Here is a 17,460-nt window from a genome sequence, read left to right as displayed (position 1 = left end):
AGAGCCGGAGGCAAACGGGATGGGTCAAATTCCAAGGCCTCGGCCTCTCCCGAGATCGATGCCATGGACGAAGGCCAGATCCTGGCCGAGCCGTCGGCCTGATTCGAATGCGATGCCGAGATCGTTCTTGCGGCCGGCGAGGATGGATTCCAGTTGCGGGTCGCGTTCGAGGCTCTTGGCCATATCGCCCATTGCCGCGCGCGCGGCCTTGTAGCCGATCATATCGCCGACCCGATACAGGCGCTGACCGGTCTGCTCGAGCTTCTGCCAGCGCTCCACAAAGCGGTCGGCGCGGCGGCTCGGATCTTTGCGCAGTTCGCTTTCGAGCTGGAGCGCGCGCACAGCCCGGCTGACCTGACCACCGGCAGCCTCGCGAGCCAGCTCCGGGTTCTTCCTGTAAGCAGCCTCGGCGTCGTGCGAGCCAAAGGGGCGCACCTCCTCGAAGGCTTGACGCGCCTCTTGCAGCTCTCTCACCTGTTCGCGGCTCGCTGTGACGCCAGTCTCTCGCGCTGCGAAGATCGTATCCACCGCGCGGGCATGGCGCACCAGCGCTCGTGTCCGGACGCGACGCGCCTCCGCTTCGGGATCTTGCGCCACGTTGCTTACCGGCACTTCGGCTCCGCGCCGGTCGGCTGCGGGATCGCTGCTTTCCCTTTCCGGCGTTGCCCGTTCCGGCCTCCGTCCGATATGCAGTCCGGCCACATCAGCCGCAGAGCGCAGGCCGGCGAAGATGTCGCGCAGCTCTTCGGGCACAATCTTGCGCACGATCTCGGCCACGCGATCGCGGAGGGTGATCCCACGCCGCTCGGCGTAGCTCTGGAGCGGATCAGAGCGCTCGTAATCCGAGGCCATGTCCTTGGCGCGGTCGCGCGACAGGGCGCGGGTGAGCCGGTCCGCACTGACAAAATCGTCACGGCCATAGTGCAGGTCCACCTCGTCGCGGTGACGCGACAGGGCGACATAGCTGCTGTGGGCATCCATGCCTGGGGTCGCCAGGACATGAACGCGGTCGACCGTCATGCCCTGCGCCTTATGAATCGTCGCCGCATAGCCATGGTCGATCCGGTTGTAATCCTTGAGGTCGAAGCGCACGGATCGGCGATCGTCGGTCTGCACGGTCATGGATTGCGCGCTCACCTGTTCGACAGTCCCGAGCGTGCCGTTCTTGACGCCAAGCGCGCGCTCGTTCTGCAGGAACATGACGCGGTCCCCGCTGCCGAAGGTTCTCGCGCCGCGTTCGACCGTCACACGCACCTCGTTGCCCAGATCACCCGCGGCTCGAATGCGTTCGCGCGCTGCCTGGTTCAGCACCTGGACCTCGTCATTGGTGTGGGTGAGGATGATCCGGCTCCGGTCCGGCGACACCTGCCGGTCGTGGTCCCAGCGCTCGATCAGATTGCTGCGCGCCTGCTCCCGGGTCCGCGCCTCGTGCACCATGCCGTGGGAGCGGTAGGCCTCGAGCGCATGCCCCACCTTGCCGGTCGCTAGATCGCGCGTGGCATCGCGCTGCCAGTCCTCCCGCTGACGGCGCACTTCGCCGATGTCAGCGCCGCCGTTACGCTCATAGATCGACCGGAAGGCCGCTCCCGCTTCGATCGCCTGCAGCTGTTGCGGATCGCCGACGAGCACCACCTTGGCTCCAGCCTCGGCAGCATGGGACAGCACGCGCTCCAGCTGCCGCGTGCCGACCATGCCCGCCTCGTCGATGACAAGCACATCGCTCGATTTGAGCAAGTCGCGGCCCTGTTCCCAGCCATGTTCCAGGCCGGCGATCGTGCGCGACGAAATGCCCGATCCGCCTTCGAGGTTTTCGGCTGCAATGCCGGACAGCGCCACACCACGGACCTCGAAGCCGGCTGCTTCCCAGGCCTCCCGCGCCACCCCCAGCAGCGCGCTCTTCCCCGTCCCGGCATGGCCGACCACGACACTAAGATCGCGCTTGCCCGTAACACACGTCAATGCTTCAGCCTGCTCGGACGAAAGCACCAGGCCGCGCGTTTCCGCACGCGCCAAAGCGGCCCTGTGGTCGACATCGCGCACCTCATGGCGCTCCCGTTCAGCCATCAGTTCGGCAGCGCGGTACAGGCGCTGTTCCGCTTCGATCATTCCGCGGGTGGTGAACCGATCCTCGCCGCGCGCGTCCTTGCCGAGTTCGACCAGATCGGGCGCTCGTTGCATTGCGCCCACCACCTCATTGAACTGGTCGAGCCCGTCGCTATGCCGGTGCGCGAACCTCGCCATATCGCGACGCGTGAATGTCGATTGCTGCTGGGTGATGGCGTCCAGCCCTATGGTGGGATTGGCGATAATCCGCGCGCCGTTTTTGTGCGCGATCTCGCGGTGCATCTCGGCGCGATCCGCCTCGCCGCCTTCGCCAGCGATGCCCCTAACCTCGATCCGTTTGGCGGGCGCGCCAATCTGGCTTTGCGGCTCCAGCGCGACGCCCTGGTCTTCCAGGCTGCGGTGATCAATCCGCGCGTCGATATCGAGCTCCGCCAGCCGGTCGTTGGCGAGCTCCGCCCAGCGTTTGCGCCAGCGCTCGACCATCTCCGTGCGGTTCCACTCTCGCACCTTCTGGCCAAATCCCTTCTCGTCGACCGCGCGCATCGTCAGCATGATATGAGCGTGGGGCTTGGGCAGGCCGTCCTCGGCCCTGTCCCAATGCACATTTAGGTCGGCGATCATGCCCAGAGCCACGAACTCGCCGCGAACGAAGTCCCGGGCCAGCTCAATGCACTGCGCTTCACTCATCTCGCGCGGAAGGGCGAACTCGACCTCACGGGCCAGCTGGGCGTCCTTCCGGACTTCGAACGCTTCGACATTGTTCCAAAGCCGTGCGCGATCACTCCAGGCCTCCGGCGCATTCTCGGGTAATATCACCTCGGAATGAACGACACCCCGCTTGCCGGAAAAATCCTGATCACGGCCAAGCCGCTCGTCACGCAGCCGCGAGCCGGAGCGGTAGGCCGCGGCCGCCACCGCACTGCTCCCGGCCTTCCGGCCAATGACCTTGACGTGAAGATGATAGATCGCCATCGCGACCCAATCACTGGCACAGCGAAGCGCACGTCGGATCGACGTATAAGCGCGCCCTCCCTCGAAAAAATCTCGGGAGGGACTACCCCGTCTCAGCTCGTCCTGACGACCTTACAGCATTGCGATCGGCACTCGACTATCATTTTTCCATCGACACGATGGAGGCGACCATGCGCAAACCAAGGGATTTTGATGCGGACCTGAAAGCGCTTGACGATAAGGCACGCGAGCTGAAAACCCGCAAGGTGCGACAGCTAGGCGAGCTCGTCATTGTTACGGGAGCTGACGCGCTCAGCGCTGACGAACTCGTGGGCGCGCTCATTGTGCTGGCCGAGACGAAAGAGGCCGGAAAGAGGGAGGCATGGGCCAAGCGCGGGGCCGCGTTCTTTCAAAGCAGAGCACGGCGAACTTCGGCAGCAACTGACCGCAACACAGAAGGCGCTGCTGCGCAACAGAGCGGCCCGCAATCGGCATCAGTCCGCAAGGGCACGGCTTGACATGCGCAACTGGCAGGTCGAACGTCGCAAGCGTACGCGGCACCTCATTGAATTGGGTGGCCTCGTCGTCAAGGCCGGCCTTGTCAGCCTCACCGGCGACCGCGCCACCATCTTCGGCGCGTTACTGTGGGTGGCCGAAAAGCTCCAAAGCGACCAGAGCGAACGGGCACGAGCGCTCTGGGCCGCAAAGGGGAAGTACGCTCTAGAGAACGACTGAAGTCGCATCACCGTGATGTTTGGCAGCGCCGAAGCGCGATGACGTGGACGGCCCGAAAAGGCGGTGCACTTGTTCCGGAGAACGCGAAGGCGCTGCGGTCTGTTGCTCGAGTTGGGAGCGGTGGCGAGAGTATGCGGTACAGCCCGCAGCACGGCTTCTAGACGTCCCTGATTACCGCCTGTCAGACGCGTGCTCCGGATGAGGCTCGCGGATGTCACTTCTCCGGACAATCAGCTAACCGACAATCAATTTCGATGCGATTGAAAACGCACGCCTATTCAACGGATTATGTCAGTCCCAACATTGCGAAGCCCGACATCGCGAGCAGCTGCTGGCGGGTCTTATCGAACAATGGCCGATTGCATTGGTCGCCCGTCACACGCTATGCCTTTAATAAATCGACCGGACATCGGACTGACGGGGTATGGGGCGGCGTAGGAGAGGATCAAACGCTGGGGCTGGCTTGCTGATCGTGCTGGGCGCGCTTTTCGCGGTCCTGACGGCGGTCTACCAGTTCGTCATGGAACATCTGGCCGCGGTTGGGACGATTTGCGTCCTTCTCGCGCTCGTTTTCTTTCTCGTCAGGTTCGGAAAGCGCAAGGAGTCTCCGGTCCCTGTCGTAAGTCCGGTCGAAAGCATGGCGGGGATTGGCTCCCTGCAGAAGGTCAGGTCCGGACAATCCAACGCAGGAATCTCTCGCGAGCGACCGAGCTCGGCCAGGTGGATTCGATCGGGGGAAATGGTAACGGTTCAAGGCACGGACATATCCTCGGGGCTCTTCTATCTCGGACGCGCTCTTTCCTTCGAAGACCGTGAAATAGACGGCTACGCTGTGAACCCGCAGCTTAGCGCGAAATCGCCCAGGCCGGACGTTGCCGGGAATTCGATGCCTTACTGGCCGTCCTACGCCGACGTGTCTCCTGCTGCGAGGCGCGCGTTTCTCGATTGGATGTCCACAGGGCGTCGGTCGACCTCGTACGGCATCGGGCATGTCTTTCTGTGCTTCTACGGATTGGAGCACCGGCTGTTCGTTGAGCGCGATCTTGCCAGTGCTCCGGAACTCATTGCCGAAGTCGAGAGACTTGTGGCGTTGCGAACGGACAGCGACTCCTTCCAAGGTTATGCGAAACGTTTCCTCGATGCAGCGAGATGCGCGGCCGGCATCCCGCTTCCCATCCCCGCATTGTCGCCTGAACGGACGCATTCGTCTGAGATGGACCTCGGCGTGCGTATCCATTTGGGACGTCGCCTGTCGCAGTCGCGGGTTCTGTTGTCGGAGGACGCCCTTGTCTGGATCTTGGCGCTGCAGGACGTCTACCTGCGTACGGCCGCCGTCCGTTGCTTCGACGAATTCGTCACCTTGTGGCACCTCCGGTTTCGGGCGAAGTTCCCCGAAGGGTTCGTTGTCGAGACGACGGGCAGTATCGACGTCCGATATCAAGCGGCAAGCGGCGCTTTCAGCGTCCAGGTGGAGGGACCACACAGGGCCTATCCGGACATCCTAAAGACGACGATGTCACCGGAGCCGCTGAGACAGCTGCTGCAGGATTGTACCGACGAGCTCGATAGCTTCAGCCGATTGCTGGGAAAGCGGCCGGACGCGAGAAATTCGGTGCAGGCCGCGCTCATGCTTCCTGCAGATCTCTTGTCGGAGATCGGGTTCGAGGCCCTGCACCAATTCAAGGCGCGTCTGTCGGAGATCATGGGCGGCCATGGCCGCGCGAGCACCAAGATGCGGACGGTTCTACAGGCGGCGAATTTTGAGGTGCGGGACAAAGTGGCGCCGGGTCTCGCCGAGCAATTGAGTCAGGTGCTTGATCTCGTCGACATCGCCATCGAGCCGGATCGCCGGTTTGGTAGCGCCGTTCCGCAATTGGACGATCAGGTTTTCCTATTCAGCGCTCCAGGCGGCGGTCACGTCGATTTCGAGCGTCCGGCCTACCGCACGATGAAGGCTCAAGTCGAAGTCGCCGTACTCGCCGCAGCGGCGGATGGCCAAACATCCGGAGACGAGATGTCCCGCGTGATCGACGGGATCAGAGACGGAAACGACCTCGGCGCGATCGAGCGTGCCCGCCTTATCGCCTTCGCCGTTACGACCTTCAACAGTCCGCCGAAGCTGTCGAGGGTAATGAAGCGGCTGGCGGAACGGAGCGATGCCGAACGCGAGGCGATCGCCGACGCCGCGCTTGCCGTCGTGGGTGGCAGCGGCAACGTCGATGCGGACGACGTCAAGTTTCTCGAACGGCTGCACAAGTCTTTGGGATTGCCTAAGGAGCGTATCTATTCCGAACTGCACCGGGCGGCGCCAAGAAGCGACGAACCTGTGGCGGTCTCGGACGAAAGGCGCGAGGCTGGCATTCCGATTCCTAAGGAAGTTCTCGCCCCGCCGGATGATGCTGCCGGCATAAAGATCGATGCCGTGCGTCTCGCCCGGACGCAACGCGAAACGGCGGCCGTATCCGAACTGCTGGCGAACATCTTCGAGGAAGAACCGGCACCTTCGGAAGACGAGACGCCCGTCGCTTTCACGGCGAACGGCGCGTCCCTTGAAGGACTGGACCGCCAGCATACCGAACTGCTCGAGCAGGTCGAGCTCAAAGGTTCCATTTCCAAAGCCGAATTCGAAGAGCGCGCACGCGCCATGAAGCTCCTTCCCGAAGGCGCTCTTGAACGCATCAACGACTGGTCCTTCGACCACTTCGACGAGCCGTTGCTGGAGGAGGGCGATGAGATCGTCATGGCACCCCAGCTGCGGCCGCGGCTGGCCGAATTGAGAGAGACGACGACATGAGCAAGGCGCCGAAGGCAATCAAGCCGAAGGAACGGGATACGATCATTCAGGCGCTCAGCGCAGGTGTGGTTCCGCGAGTGGGCCTTCCGCATATCCAGGTCGGCAGAGCCGCGGAGATCGGTGCTCTCCTTCGCGACGTCGACCGTGTCGCTGACGGTGGGGCCGCCGTCAGGTTCGTGATCGGCGACTACGGCGCAGGAAAGACCTTCTTCGCGAACCTGATCCGATTGATCGCGCTGGAGCGGAAGTGCGTCACCGTCCATGCCGATCTGGCGCCCGACCGCCGCATCCATGCCGGAGGGGGCCAGGCCAGAGCACTGTATTCCGAAGCGGTCCGGAACATGGCCACGCGGACCAAGCCGGAAGGCGGCGCGTTGGCGGCCGTCGTGGAGCGGTTAGTGACGGACGCCGTGAAGGAGGCGAGCGAGCGGCAGATCGCCGTCGAGAAGATCATCGACGAGAGGCTGGCGCCGATACAGGAATTCGTCGGCGGCTATGACTTCGCGACCGTTCTGAAGGCCTATTGGCGCGGCAGTGAAACGTCGAACGAAGAGCTCAAGACCGCTGCCTTGCGCTGGCTGCGCGGGGAGTTCTCGACGAAGACAGAGGCGAACAAGTCGCTCGGCGTCCGTACGATCATTGATGACGACAGCGTGTACGATTCTCTGAAATCGCTCGCATGTCTGACCAAGGTGGCCGGCTATGCCGGGCTCTTCGTCGTGTTCGACGAGATGGTGAACATCTACAAGCTGCAAAGTGCCCAGGCGCGGAAGCTGAATTTCGAGCAGATACTGCGCATCGTCAACGACGCCCTCCAGGGGAATACGTCCAACATCGGATTCATGATGTGCGGAACGCCACCGTTCTTGATGGACACCCGGCGAGGGTTATTCAGCTACGAAGCGCTGCAGTCGCGTCTCGCCGAGAACCAGTTCGCGACGGGAGGTCTCGTGGACTTTTCGGGACCGGTCATCAACCTCCAGAACTTGACGCCAGAGGACCTCCTCGTCCTGCTGTCGAACATCAGGAACGTCTTCGCAGGAGGCGATCCATCCAACAATCTGGTGCCGGACGAGGCTCTGAAGGCGTTCATGAACCATTGCGATCGCCGGATTGGTGAAGCGTATTTCCGGATGCCCCGGACGACGGTGAAGGCGTTCGTCCAGTTGCTTTCGGTTCTGGAGCAGAATCCCGGCGCCAAGTGGCAGGATCTGCTGGGGCAAGTTCAGATCACCGCCGATTTGCACGGCCAGGAGGAGATGGTGCCCGAAGGCGGACCGCAACCGGGAGACGAGGATGAGCTCACCAGTTTCCGCATCGGGACTTGAATCCGCTTATCACCGGCTCCACCCGAAGATCCGCCGCTGGATCCGCGATCAGGGCTGGGACGAACTGCGCGAAATCCAGGCCCGTACGATCGTCGAGGTGCTCGACGGCGACAGCGACATCCTGATTGCGGCGACAACCGCCGCCGGAAAGACCGAGGCGGCGTTTCTGCCGATCTTGACTTCGATAGCTGAAAGGAAGGCGTCCGGCTTCTCGGTTCTGTACGTAAGTCCGCTCAAGGCACTCATCAACGATCAGTTCAGGCGTCTGGAAGAGCTCTGCGAAAGCATGGAGATCCCCGTCGTCAAGTGGCACGGCGATGCGCCACAGGCCGACAAGAAGAAAGCGATGAGTAAGCCGGACGGCATCGCGCTCATCACGCCGGAGTCCATCGAGGCAATGTTCGTCCGCCGTCCTGCCGACGCCAAGCGGCTGTTGTCGGCTGCGGAGTTTATCGTCGTCGACGAACTCCACTCCTTCCTCCAGGGACCGAGAGGTCTGCATGTCGCGAGCCTGCTCCGCCGCATCGACGCAATGGCGGCCCGCCCGGCGCGAAGGGTGGGTCTCTCTGCGACGATCGGTGATCTAGGGCAAGCGCGCACTTGGCTGCGGCCCACAGATCCGGATCGTGTGGCCGAACTTCTGGCGAAGTCCGACGCGCCGGAACTGAGGCTCCAGGTCAGGGGATACGTCGAGCCACCCGATCTCGACGATCCCGATCACGCCGAGGGAGGGACGGAGAGCGAGGACGGTCTGCCGCATCGAATCGCGCTCGATTGGATCTCGGATCATCTGTTCGAGACGCTACGAGGTGAAAACAATCTCATCTTTGGAGGATCGCGGCGGACTGTGGAATCGACGGCCGACCGGCTGCGCCGACGCTCCGAAAAGCTGAACGTGCCAAACGAATTTTATCCTCACCACGGCAGCCTTTCGAAGACATTGCGGGAGGATTTGGAGGATCGCCTCAAGGATGGGAAGCGGCCCACGACAGCGGTCTGCACGTCGACACTCGAGTTAGGCGTCGACATCGGCTCGGTGAAGTCGGTCGCTCAGATAGGAGCGCCGCGTTCGCTGGCGTCGCTTAGGCAAAGACTCGGTCGGACCGGCAGACGCCGCGGTACACCGTCCGTCCTGCGCATCTACCTGAGAGAACCGAACATCGATCGGAAGTCGGGGATACTGGACCGCCTTCGATCGAACACGATCAGGTCTGTCGCGGTCGTTAGGCTTCTTCTCCAGGGGTTCGTCGAGGAAGCCGGGACGTCACCAGAGATCGCCTCGACGCTGATCCACCAGATACTCTCAGTCATCGTCGAGCGCGGTGGCATCAGACCCAAGCCGCTGTACGACCTTCTGTGTGGACCTGGTCCTTTCGCGTCAATCTCGACCAACGACTTCGTGAACCTGCTGCGCCATCTTGGATCACGCAACGTGCGCTTCGTCGAGCAGGCCGCGGACGGTACGCTCATGCTCGGACAGGAGGGTGAAAAAGCGGCGCAGTCGCGCAGCTTCTTCGCGGTTTTCGAGTCCGGCGAAGAGTGGCGGCTGACGGTCGGCGGGCGGACTCTCGGAACGCTGCCGATCACCCATCCCGTCCATAAGGACGGCCTGGTCGTCTTCGCCGGGAGACGATGGATCGTGCAGGACCTTGACGAGCAGACGATGACGCTGGTCGTCGCACCGCATCCGGGCGGCGTCGTCCCGCGCTTCGAACCAGCTTCCGGCGAACCCGCACACGACAGGCTGGTGGCGGAAATGCGATCGGTCTATCTTGCGAACGATGTGCCGCCCTATCTGGACGAGAAGGCTCGGAAGCTTCTGTCCGAAGGGCGCGAGATGTTCAAGAATCTGGATTTGCAGCACCGCTGGCTCGTGCCCGAAGACCGGGACATGCACGTCTTTCTCTGGCGGGGTTCTCAGGCGACGGCGGTCTTCAGCGCGGCTCTGGCTATGGCCGGTCTCAAATCGGGCGTCCACGAATTGGGGGTGTCGGTTTCCAAGATCAAGCAGGAAGAGCTCCGGCCCATCTTGGAAAAGCTCGCGCAGATGCGTGAGATCGATCCGGCGGACGTTTCGGCATTCGTCGCTAACGTCAAGACCGGAAAATTCAGAGAGCAGGTGCCGGAAGGATTGGCGCGCTCGCTGTGGGCCAAGCAGAACCGCGGCCGGATAGCCGATATATCAGCGATGGCCGCCGGCGCGTAGCTAGTTCAAGGCGATCGCGATCGGTGGGGAGGCAGTATGCACAAAGCGGATGGGAAGCTTTTTCTCAGCGCCGGCGATCTGGTCGGGCATCTGAATTGCCGCTATCTGACCGCGCTCGACGTCAAGGTGGCGAACGGCGAGCTTGCCAAGCCGAAGATCTGGGACCCGGTGCTTGAGACGTTGGCGGAGCGCGGCGCCGTGCACGAACGCGACTACGTCCATCACCTCACCTCGACCGGTACGGTCGCGACCCTGATCGACGGCGTGGGCGTTGACGCGATCTCGGTTGCCGCCACCCGCGAAGCCCTCGGCAGGGGCGACGCCATTATCGTTCAGGCGGCACTGCAAGACGGCGTATGGAGCGGGCGGGCCGACGTCCTTCTTCGCGTGGAGAAGCCCAGCCAGCTGGGTCCATGGTCGTACCAGGTGACCGACACGAAGCTGTCCCGGGAAACGAAGGGCAACACGGTCCTGCAGATATCGCTGTACTCCGATCTTCTTTCCAAGATGCAGGGTTGCCAACCTGAGTCGGCTTTCGTCGTCACGCCGGGAAACGATTTCTCGCCCGAAGAGCATCGCGTCGCCGACTACGCCGCCTATTACCGCCATGTGAGGGCCAGCCTCGAGCGTGCCGTCTCCGGCGGAGACGCCGTCGCCGCCTATCCCGAACCGATCGAGCATTGTGAAATCTGCCGCTGGCGTCGCCAGTGCGACGACAGAAGGAGGGCCGACGACCACATGTCGCTGGTCGCTGGCGTCAGCAAATCCCAAATCGGCGAATTGGAAAGGCGAGGGGTCAACACCACCACGGAGCTCGCGGCGGTCCCTCTGCCGCTTCCCTGGAGACCTGATCGCGGTGCAGCCAAGAGCTTCGAGAAAATACGCGAACAGGCGAGAATCCAGATCGAAGGGATCAGAGCCGGTAAGATTCTGTACGAAACGCTCGCTCCGGTGCCGGGGTTCGGATTGGCGCGTCTTCCTGAGCCGTCGCCCGGCGACATCTTCTTCGACTTCGAAGGAGATCCGTTCGTGGGCAATGGGGGTCTCGAATTTCTGTTCGGATACGTCTTCATCGATGCGGATGGGTCGGAGCGATACGTCGGAGACTGGGCATCCAACAGGCAGGAAGAGCGGACGGCGTTCGAACGTTTCGTCGACTTCGTGACACTGCGTCTGAAGGAATACCCGAGCCTGCATATCTTTCACTTCGCCCCATACGAACCGGCGGCGATGAAGCGTCTGATGGGACGCTACGCGACCCGCGAAAACGAAGTCGATAATCTTCTTCGAGGGCAGATCTTCGTCGATCTCTTCTCGGTCGTACGCCATGCCATCAGGGCGAGCGTGGAAAGCTATTCGATAAAGAAGCTCGAGCCGCTCTACGGCTTTGTCCGGAGCGTGCCGTTGGCAGACGTTGGAGCCGTGATGGCCAGGACGCAGGCGCGGCTAGAACTCGCCGACCCATCGGGCGTTCCTGAAGCCGACAAGATCGCGATCAAAGGATACAATCGCGACGACTGCGTCTCAACCAAAGCTTTGCGGAACTGGCTGGAGACGGTTCGAACGGCTCTGGTCGCCGCCGGAGCGACAGTCGAGCGGCCGGCGGGGCCGACCGCCGAGATCAGCGCCGAGCTCGACGAGTGGCAGAAGAAGGTCGCCGCACTCGTGGCACGGCTCACCCTCGGTGTGCCGGACGACGTCTTGCAACGCAGCCCCGAACAGCAAGCCCGCTGGCTTCTCGCCTTCATGCTCGACTGGCACGGCCGGGAGAAGAAAGCCGTCTGGTGGGAATACTTCCGGCTTCGCGACCTGTCCGCCGAGGACCTGCTTCACGAGCGCGATGGCCTGTCGGACATGATCTTCCTGAGCCAAGTGGGCGGCACCGCCAAGGCACCCATCCACCGGTACGCGTTCGTGCTTCAGGACACGGACATCCGGGAAGGTGATGAACTCAGGAGCATCGGAGGCGACAAGTTCGGGCGCACGGTGGGGATTTCACTCGACGAACGAACGATCGACATCAAGAAGCGCGGAGATACGGCGACGTATCATCCCGAGGCCATCTTCGCCCATAGCTACGTTGACACCCAGGTGCTCGCCGATTCCCTGATGCGGCTCGGCGAGTATGTGGCGGACCATGGGATGGAGGGCGACGGCGATCACAAGGCGGCGCGGGATCTGCTCATGGGCGCTGCGCCTCGGCTGCGCGGACAAGCGTTTCAGGTCGAGGGCGAGGAGACGCTCACCGCGGCCATTCGAGCCGCGCTAAATCTCGAGCAAAGCGTCCTTCCGGTGCAGGGACCGCCAGGCGCCGGGAAGACATATACGGGCGCTCGCATGATCTGCGGGTTGGCGAAGAACGGAAAGTCCGTAGGCGTAACCGCGAACAGTCACAAAGTGATCCGCAACCTTCTGGACGAGGTCCTCGTGGCGGCCCGCAAAGAAGGTATCGAGTTCGGATGTATCCAGAAGGTATCAGAAATGGAGGACGACCGGCCACCACTCCGGTTTACGTCCGATAACGCGGACTTTCTCGACGCTCTGCGCTCGGACTGCAACGTCGGGGGCGCGACGGCCTGGTTCTGGGCAAGGACCGATGCCGCGGGAAGCGTCGACGTTCTTTTCATTGACGAAGCCGCGCAGATGTCGCTAGCGAACGTGCTAGCCGTGTCACAGGCCGCTAAGAGTATCGTTCTCCTTGGAGATCCCCGGCAGCTCGAGCAGCCGATCCAAGGCAGTCATCCCGACGGCGTCGATGTATCTTCCCTCGATCATATCCTCGGTGTTCATGCGACGGTCCCGGCCGACCGCGGACTATTCCTGCCGGAGACGTGGCGGCTGCATCCGTCGATATGTTCATTCAATTCGGAGATGTTCTACGAGAGTCGTCTTTATCCGCGCCCCGGACTGGAAAACCAGTCGATCCGATCGGGCGGACGCCTCCAAGGATCGGGTCTTAGATATTTGCCCGTCGAGCACCAAGGCAACCAGAGTTCGTCGCGAGAAGAGGCCGACTGCGTTCGTGACTTGGTCTCGGAGATACTGCAATGCGGGACGACCTGGACGAACCGCGAAGGTGTAGAGGCGCCAGTCGGTTTGGACGACATACTGATCATAGCGCCCTACAATGCTCAGGTGTTCGAACTACAGGAGCGCATTCCCGGCGCACGGATAGGGACGGTCGACAAGTTCCAGGGCCGCGAGGCACCGATCGTGATCTACTCGATGACGACATCGAGTCATGCCGATGCACCCAGGGGTATGGAGTTTCTGTATAGCGCAAACCGATTGAACGTCGCGACCTCGCGAGCGAAATGCATCTGCGCGATCATCGCGTCGCCGCGGCTCTTCGAAGCGGAGTGCCGGACCCCGAGACAGATGCAATTAGCGAACGCGGTCTGTCGATATCTCGAATTATCTACGCGCCTGGAATGGCACCCTTCGGAGATGCGAAAATCTCATTGAGCTCAAGGCGATCGTGTGCGAGCCCTACAACATAGAAAAAAGCAGTCGCTCGCTGGCATCCTGGCTCGTCAGGCTGCAGCGCGCCAACGATAGCCGCGCTACCATTGTTGCTGCGTCGGTGGCGGCGCCCATGTCGGGTTTAGTAAGCCGGAACAAAGGGGCAGCGATTAATGGTTGTGACTCATGAGTGAGCGGTGGCTCGCGGCGTTGAACCTGGCCGAAGCGGCAGATACGTGGGCTTATCGGTGCCGACGTTCAAGAACGTCTGCTCGCAAGTTCCGATGGCGCTCGACTTGGGCCGGCCGGGGTAGGAGTGGGCGCAGCCGAGCCATTGTCAGGAGCGGCTTGCCGCCCAACCGAACACGACACCAGCGCGGGTCAGCCGCAGCAGAACAATGACAGCCCCGCTTTCATCGGTCCATTCAACCGCAGGCGTCAAGCTCACGTGATACGCAACGTGCGATTCCGCTTTCCTCGGTAAAGGCAGGCGGGGGCCGACTGCGCGGGGTGTCGCGTATCGTCCTGCACCGCGACCCAACGCGGAGCCAGATCTGGCTAATGGCGTCGAGCGGGCGCTGGATGTAGCGATCGGGAGCTGTTGCCCTCATAGCAAAGCGGGTTGCCGCGCCCTGCGGATTTCCCGGGAGAACTATCCGGTGCCTGCATGGGCGGGCAGTTTCGATCCGGCGCCGGCAGGACGGAAGCGGGCCCATGTCTTCCGAGGAAGAGGCCGTGTGTTCGGCGACCACGTTGAGGGCCGCCCATCGGACCAGGGACCCACGGGGGCGGTGCTGCGCGTGTGGCGCGCCGAGGCACAGGGGCAAGGCTCGAGGTCGAGATTCAGTACCTCGTCGCCTTCAAGGCGACGCCGCGGCAAACTTGCCCAGTTGGCTCCGTCGATGCGAGGCAGCCCGGCTGCTGGTCGGCTTGGCAGGGCTGGTCAAGATCGCCTAACCCCAAAGCGAGTGAATAATTGGCCGATACTCTGGCTTTGAGCAAAACTGGCACTCGGGATGACGAGGCCGCAGCGTTCGTGCCCGTGCGACCGGAGTATTCCAAGGGTCGACCTGCCAGTAGTTTGTTTCCTTCATCCCCGCGAATGAGCGCAGCATCTCCACTACCTGCAGAATGCCGGCCCACGCCGACACGAAGGCGAACGGCGCTAGTACCTGACGTCCCTCTGGCAAGGCAAGCGCCTGCTCCGAGCACAGCTGCCGGAACAGACTGTCGAACGCGATGCCGACGATGTCCTCAGCGACGATTGCAGGGTGCGTGCGAACGATCCGCTGCGCGATTTCGGCAGTGATCAGACCGGTCCTGACATCCGCCAGATCCACTCCGAGTCCTTCAGCGATCGATCGCTCGCGAGCATGCTCTTCAGGGACGTGGCGGTAGATGCATGCGAGACAAGCATTATCGGTGGGAAGCACGTTCGAGTGAATCACGACGCCGCGTGCGTCGGTGGTCGATGCATCCACGATGCGGCGTGGGACCTCCCCCTGGATATGGCGCCTGACGTGACGGCTGTCGACCGTAACGAACGTCGTCTCCGGGGGACGCGGAAGCGGGCGAACATAAGACTTGAAATCGCCTACGTGAGCACGAAGCCGTAGTTCGGAAAAGTCGGGTTGCGCCCGCGTCACAAGAGCAGTCGCTTTATCGCTGCCTATATCCTCTTCCCGGAGATAGAGACATCGGTTCAAGATGCCGGCCTGCACCGTCTTGGGGTCGATGACCGTCAGTTCACCACGTAGGTCCACATGCCGGGCAGCACGGAGAAATGCGTGGGCGATCGCGCCTGCGCCGGCCATTGCCCCGCTTCCGATATCAAGCGGACGGTCGAGAGAGCCGGGCGGAATACCGAGCTGCGAATAGTCCAGCCGCATGGGCAGTCGGACTTGAGGAAGAGATTCCGAGCCGACGACGGTATGGACGACAGCGGCGGTGACGGCGCACGCGGCTGCGGCGGCGTGAAGAGGATGGGGCCGACCGCTCAGACCGGCAATGGGATGCAGGGCTGCGACGGCGTTGGTGAAACCCAAGTCCGCGTACAAGTGAAGGGCACCGGTGCGGGGAGTTGCGTCCGCGATGACCAACTCCACCTCCGGGTGCGGTGCTTCCGCTTGCGCAAAGCGCACGTTCACGGTGCGTCCTAGGAGCTCGCCGATCTCGAAGGCCCATTCCGCTTTTTCCCCCGGAGGGGCGGTGATCAGAACAGCCCGTGCCAGCCGTTCGCTGGCTTTGGCCTCGTCGACACCTAGAAGAGAGGCGAGCATCAGGGCATTTTGCTGGGCGGCCTTGGTCATGACGTTACTTTCACCCGCGCGTCGGCGCCGAAATTCGGACGATGCTCCCACTCGCCGTCGTGCGAGTATTCGTACGTCATGACCTCTTCCAGGAAGTTCTTCGGGGTGGTTGAGGCTGCGAAGCGAGGAAGCACCAGAGAAAGAGCGCCCACATGCCGCACGATTGCCCACTCGGCATCGACTTCGGAATGGTAAGCCCGACCGGGATGCGTATGGATCTGCGCGGCGATACGTCGACGTGTCGACCGCAGATGGTCCATCAATGTCCGCATCGACGCCGGCGGGATCCGAAAGTAATCGACGTCGACGACCTGCTCGGGTTCGTATACTTCGACGATCGTTGCAGGAGAACGGACGACCGACGACGTAAGCCAAAGCGCGACCCGTTCCTGGCCCTCCTTCATTTCTCGACGAAGGAGGGCGATGGTCTTCTTCAGGACATCACTGCTGCATAGGATCGAGCTCATCCGACGCTCCTCTTCCATGCCTGCCAAAGTTGAAATACGATGCCGCCGAGATCCATGCCGGACTGACCGCGATAGTTGTCCCATAGCTCGGTGGTGTGACTGGGATGGGTGTGAAACTCGCGCGCCCCCCGCATGCAGACGAACGGACGGCCCGTTGACGGATGCCCACCAGGATGGAAGACGTTGCCAACATTTGGCGGCGCCGTCGTCAAATGGTGCCCTTCCCTGTTCAGCAATTCGATCGAAGGCGGAACTTCGTCCCAGTCGTCGCAGCGAAATCGCAACCGCAGCGGCGCAGCGGCTGCGTGATCGAAAAGAACATCTAGGATGGGATAGTTCGCTTCGAGGATCGTCCATCCCCTCATCCGGGCGGACCGCACATCGATCCGCCCGACGTCCCGGTCGAACGCTGCCTTGGAAAGAGCCTTAAGCACCGCCGCCACCTTCGCGAGGGCCCCACTCGAGCGCGATGTTGCCCGTCAAATGAGCCTGGGAGAACGTGAAAGCGGGATTCACGTCGCGTCCCGCGACCGTGACGATCCAGGTCGAGCTGTCGCGGATGTCCAGCTTCCGAGCCGCCTCGACGAGCACATCTCCAATCCGGGTCGACGTCGGATAGCGCTTGGCACCTTCCGCTGGGTAAGTGCCGGCGGTGGTCACCACCGTTACGATGACGGTTTCAGGATGGGCGTCCTTGCGCGAAACGACATCCTCGACACCTTCGGGGCCGAACGACAAGATACCGCCGGTCATAAGCACGGTATCCGGTTCATCATCACGCTCGAGCACCCAGTGATGACCGACCCGAGGCGGCCAGATACGGAGGAATTCGTCCACCTCCATGTCCACCGCGCCCCAGGTCTGGGCCACCTCGTCGACGGTGAAGCCGTAGTTGCGATCAGAGGGAAATGCACGGAACATACCTCCGTGCTCCTTGTCGAGATCGACCTCGTCATCGGTCCCGATGAGGTGGGTACGACCGTTTCGCACTAAGATCAGCTGGAACTCGCTTGCGGGAACATTTCCCGAATGGGTCAACACCTCGCGCCCGGTCACGATACCGTCCGAGAATGCAACGCCCACTCCATTGACCTGGTATTCCGTGCCGCGAACGCGGCTCTCCTCAACATTTACCACGTGACTT

At 62.3% G+C, this 17,460-nt stretch carries 11 protein-coding genes; 6 read left to right on the top strand and 5 right to left on the bottom strand.

Going from position 1 to position 17,460, the window contains the following annotated elements:
- Nucleotides 1–24 precede the first annotated feature (24 nt).
- On the bottom strand, nt 25–3,036 hold the full coding sequence (gene traA, locus S58_RS35215; RefSeq protein ID WP_015670222.1) for a Ti-type conjugative transfer relaxase TraA: 3,012 nt from the start codon (nt 3,034–3,036) through the stop codon (nt 25–27).
- A 170-nt stretch (nt 3,037–3,206) separates the two neighbouring features.
- Between traA and S58_RS35210 the strand changes: the two genes are divergently transcribed.
- The 6 genes from S58_RS35210 to S58_RS35185 all read left to right on the top strand — a co-directional run bounded on the left by S58_RS35210 (nt 3,207) and on the right by S58_RS35185 (nt 13,543).
- The gene (locus tag S58_RS35210; protein ID WP_015670221.1) at nt 3,207–3,533 is read left to right on the top strand and encodes a conjugal transfer protein TraD; all 327 of its coding nucleotides are present in this window, start codon (nt 3,207–3,209) and stop codon (nt 3,531–3,533) included.
- A 1-nt stretch (nt 3,534) separates the two neighbouring features.
- Nucleotides 3,535–3,750 (top strand): conjugal transfer protein TraD, encoded by a 216-nt coding sequence (locus S58_RS35205; protein WP_015670220.1) that lies wholly within the window; start codon nt 3,535–3,537, stop codon nt 3,748–3,750.
- 472 nt (nt 3,751–4,222) lie between these two features.
- On the top strand, nt 4,223–6,544 hold the full coding sequence (locus tag S58_RS35200) for a tellurite resistance TerB family protein (protein ID WP_244440839.1): 2,322 nt from the start codon (nt 4,223–4,225) through the stop codon (nt 6,542–6,544).
- Nucleotides 6,541–7,872: an ATP-binding protein gene (locus S58_RS35195; RefSeq protein ID WP_015670218.1), complete on the top strand. Its 1,332-nt coding sequence runs from the start codon at nt 6,541–6,543 to the stop codon at nt 7,870–7,872. Before S58_RS35200 ends, S58_RS35195 begins: the two co-directional genes overlap by 4 nt.
- Nucleotides 7,841–10,078, top strand: coding sequence for a DEAD/DEAH box helicase (locus S58_RS35190; protein WP_015670217.1), 2,238 nt, complete (start codon nt 7,841–7,843; stop codon nt 10,076–10,078). Before S58_RS35195 ends, S58_RS35190 begins: the two co-directional genes overlap by 32 nt.
- Before the next feature lie 36 nt (nt 10,079–10,114).
- Entirely contained in the window at nt 10,115–13,543 is a 3,429-nt protein-coding gene (locus tag S58_RS35185) for a TM0106 family RecB-like putative nuclease (RefSeq protein WP_015670216.1), read from the top strand.
- Between the two features lie 950 nt (nt 13,544–14,493).
- Here the strand turns inward: S58_RS35185 and S58_RS35180 are convergent.
- Genes S58_RS35180 through S58_RS35165 form a run of 4 tightly spaced genes read right to left on the bottom strand, consistent with a single transcriptional unit; the run spans nt 14,494 to nt 17,453 of the window.
- Complete coding sequence (locus tag S58_RS35180) at nt 14,494–15,849, bottom strand: ThiF family adenylyltransferase (RefSeq protein WP_015670215.1); 1,356 nt, start codon at nt 15,847–15,849, stop codon at nt 14,494–14,496.
- Complete coding sequence (locus S58_RS35175) at nt 15,846–16,316, bottom strand: Mov34/MPN/PAD-1 family protein (protein WP_015670214.1); 471 nt, start codon at nt 16,314–16,316, stop codon at nt 15,846–15,848. Before S58_RS35175 ends, S58_RS35180 begins: the two co-directional genes overlap by 4 nt.
- Nucleotides 16,313–16,750, bottom strand: coding sequence for a putative metal-binding protein (locus S58_RS35170; RefSeq protein ID WP_015670213.1), 438 nt, complete (start codon nt 16,748–16,750; stop codon nt 16,313–16,315). The genes S58_RS35175 and S58_RS35170 overlap by 4 nt, the downstream gene beginning before the upstream one ends.
- Nucleotides 16,743–17,453 (bottom strand): multiubiquitin domain-containing protein, encoded by a 711-nt coding sequence (locus S58_RS35165; RefSeq protein WP_015670212.1) that lies wholly within the window; start codon nt 17,451–17,453, stop codon nt 16,743–16,745. The genes S58_RS35170 and S58_RS35165 overlap by 8 nt, the downstream gene beginning before the upstream one ends.
- Nucleotides 17,454–17,460: the final 7 nt, after the last annotated feature.

This window comes from Bradyrhizobium oligotrophicum S58 (assembly GCF_000344805.1).
GTDB lineage: Bacteria > Pseudomonadota > Alphaproteobacteria > Rhizobiales > Xanthobacteraceae > Bradyrhizobium > Bradyrhizobium oligotrophicum.
Note: the sequence above shows the minus strand (reverse complement) of the source record. Positions and strands in the feature narration are given on the sequence as shown.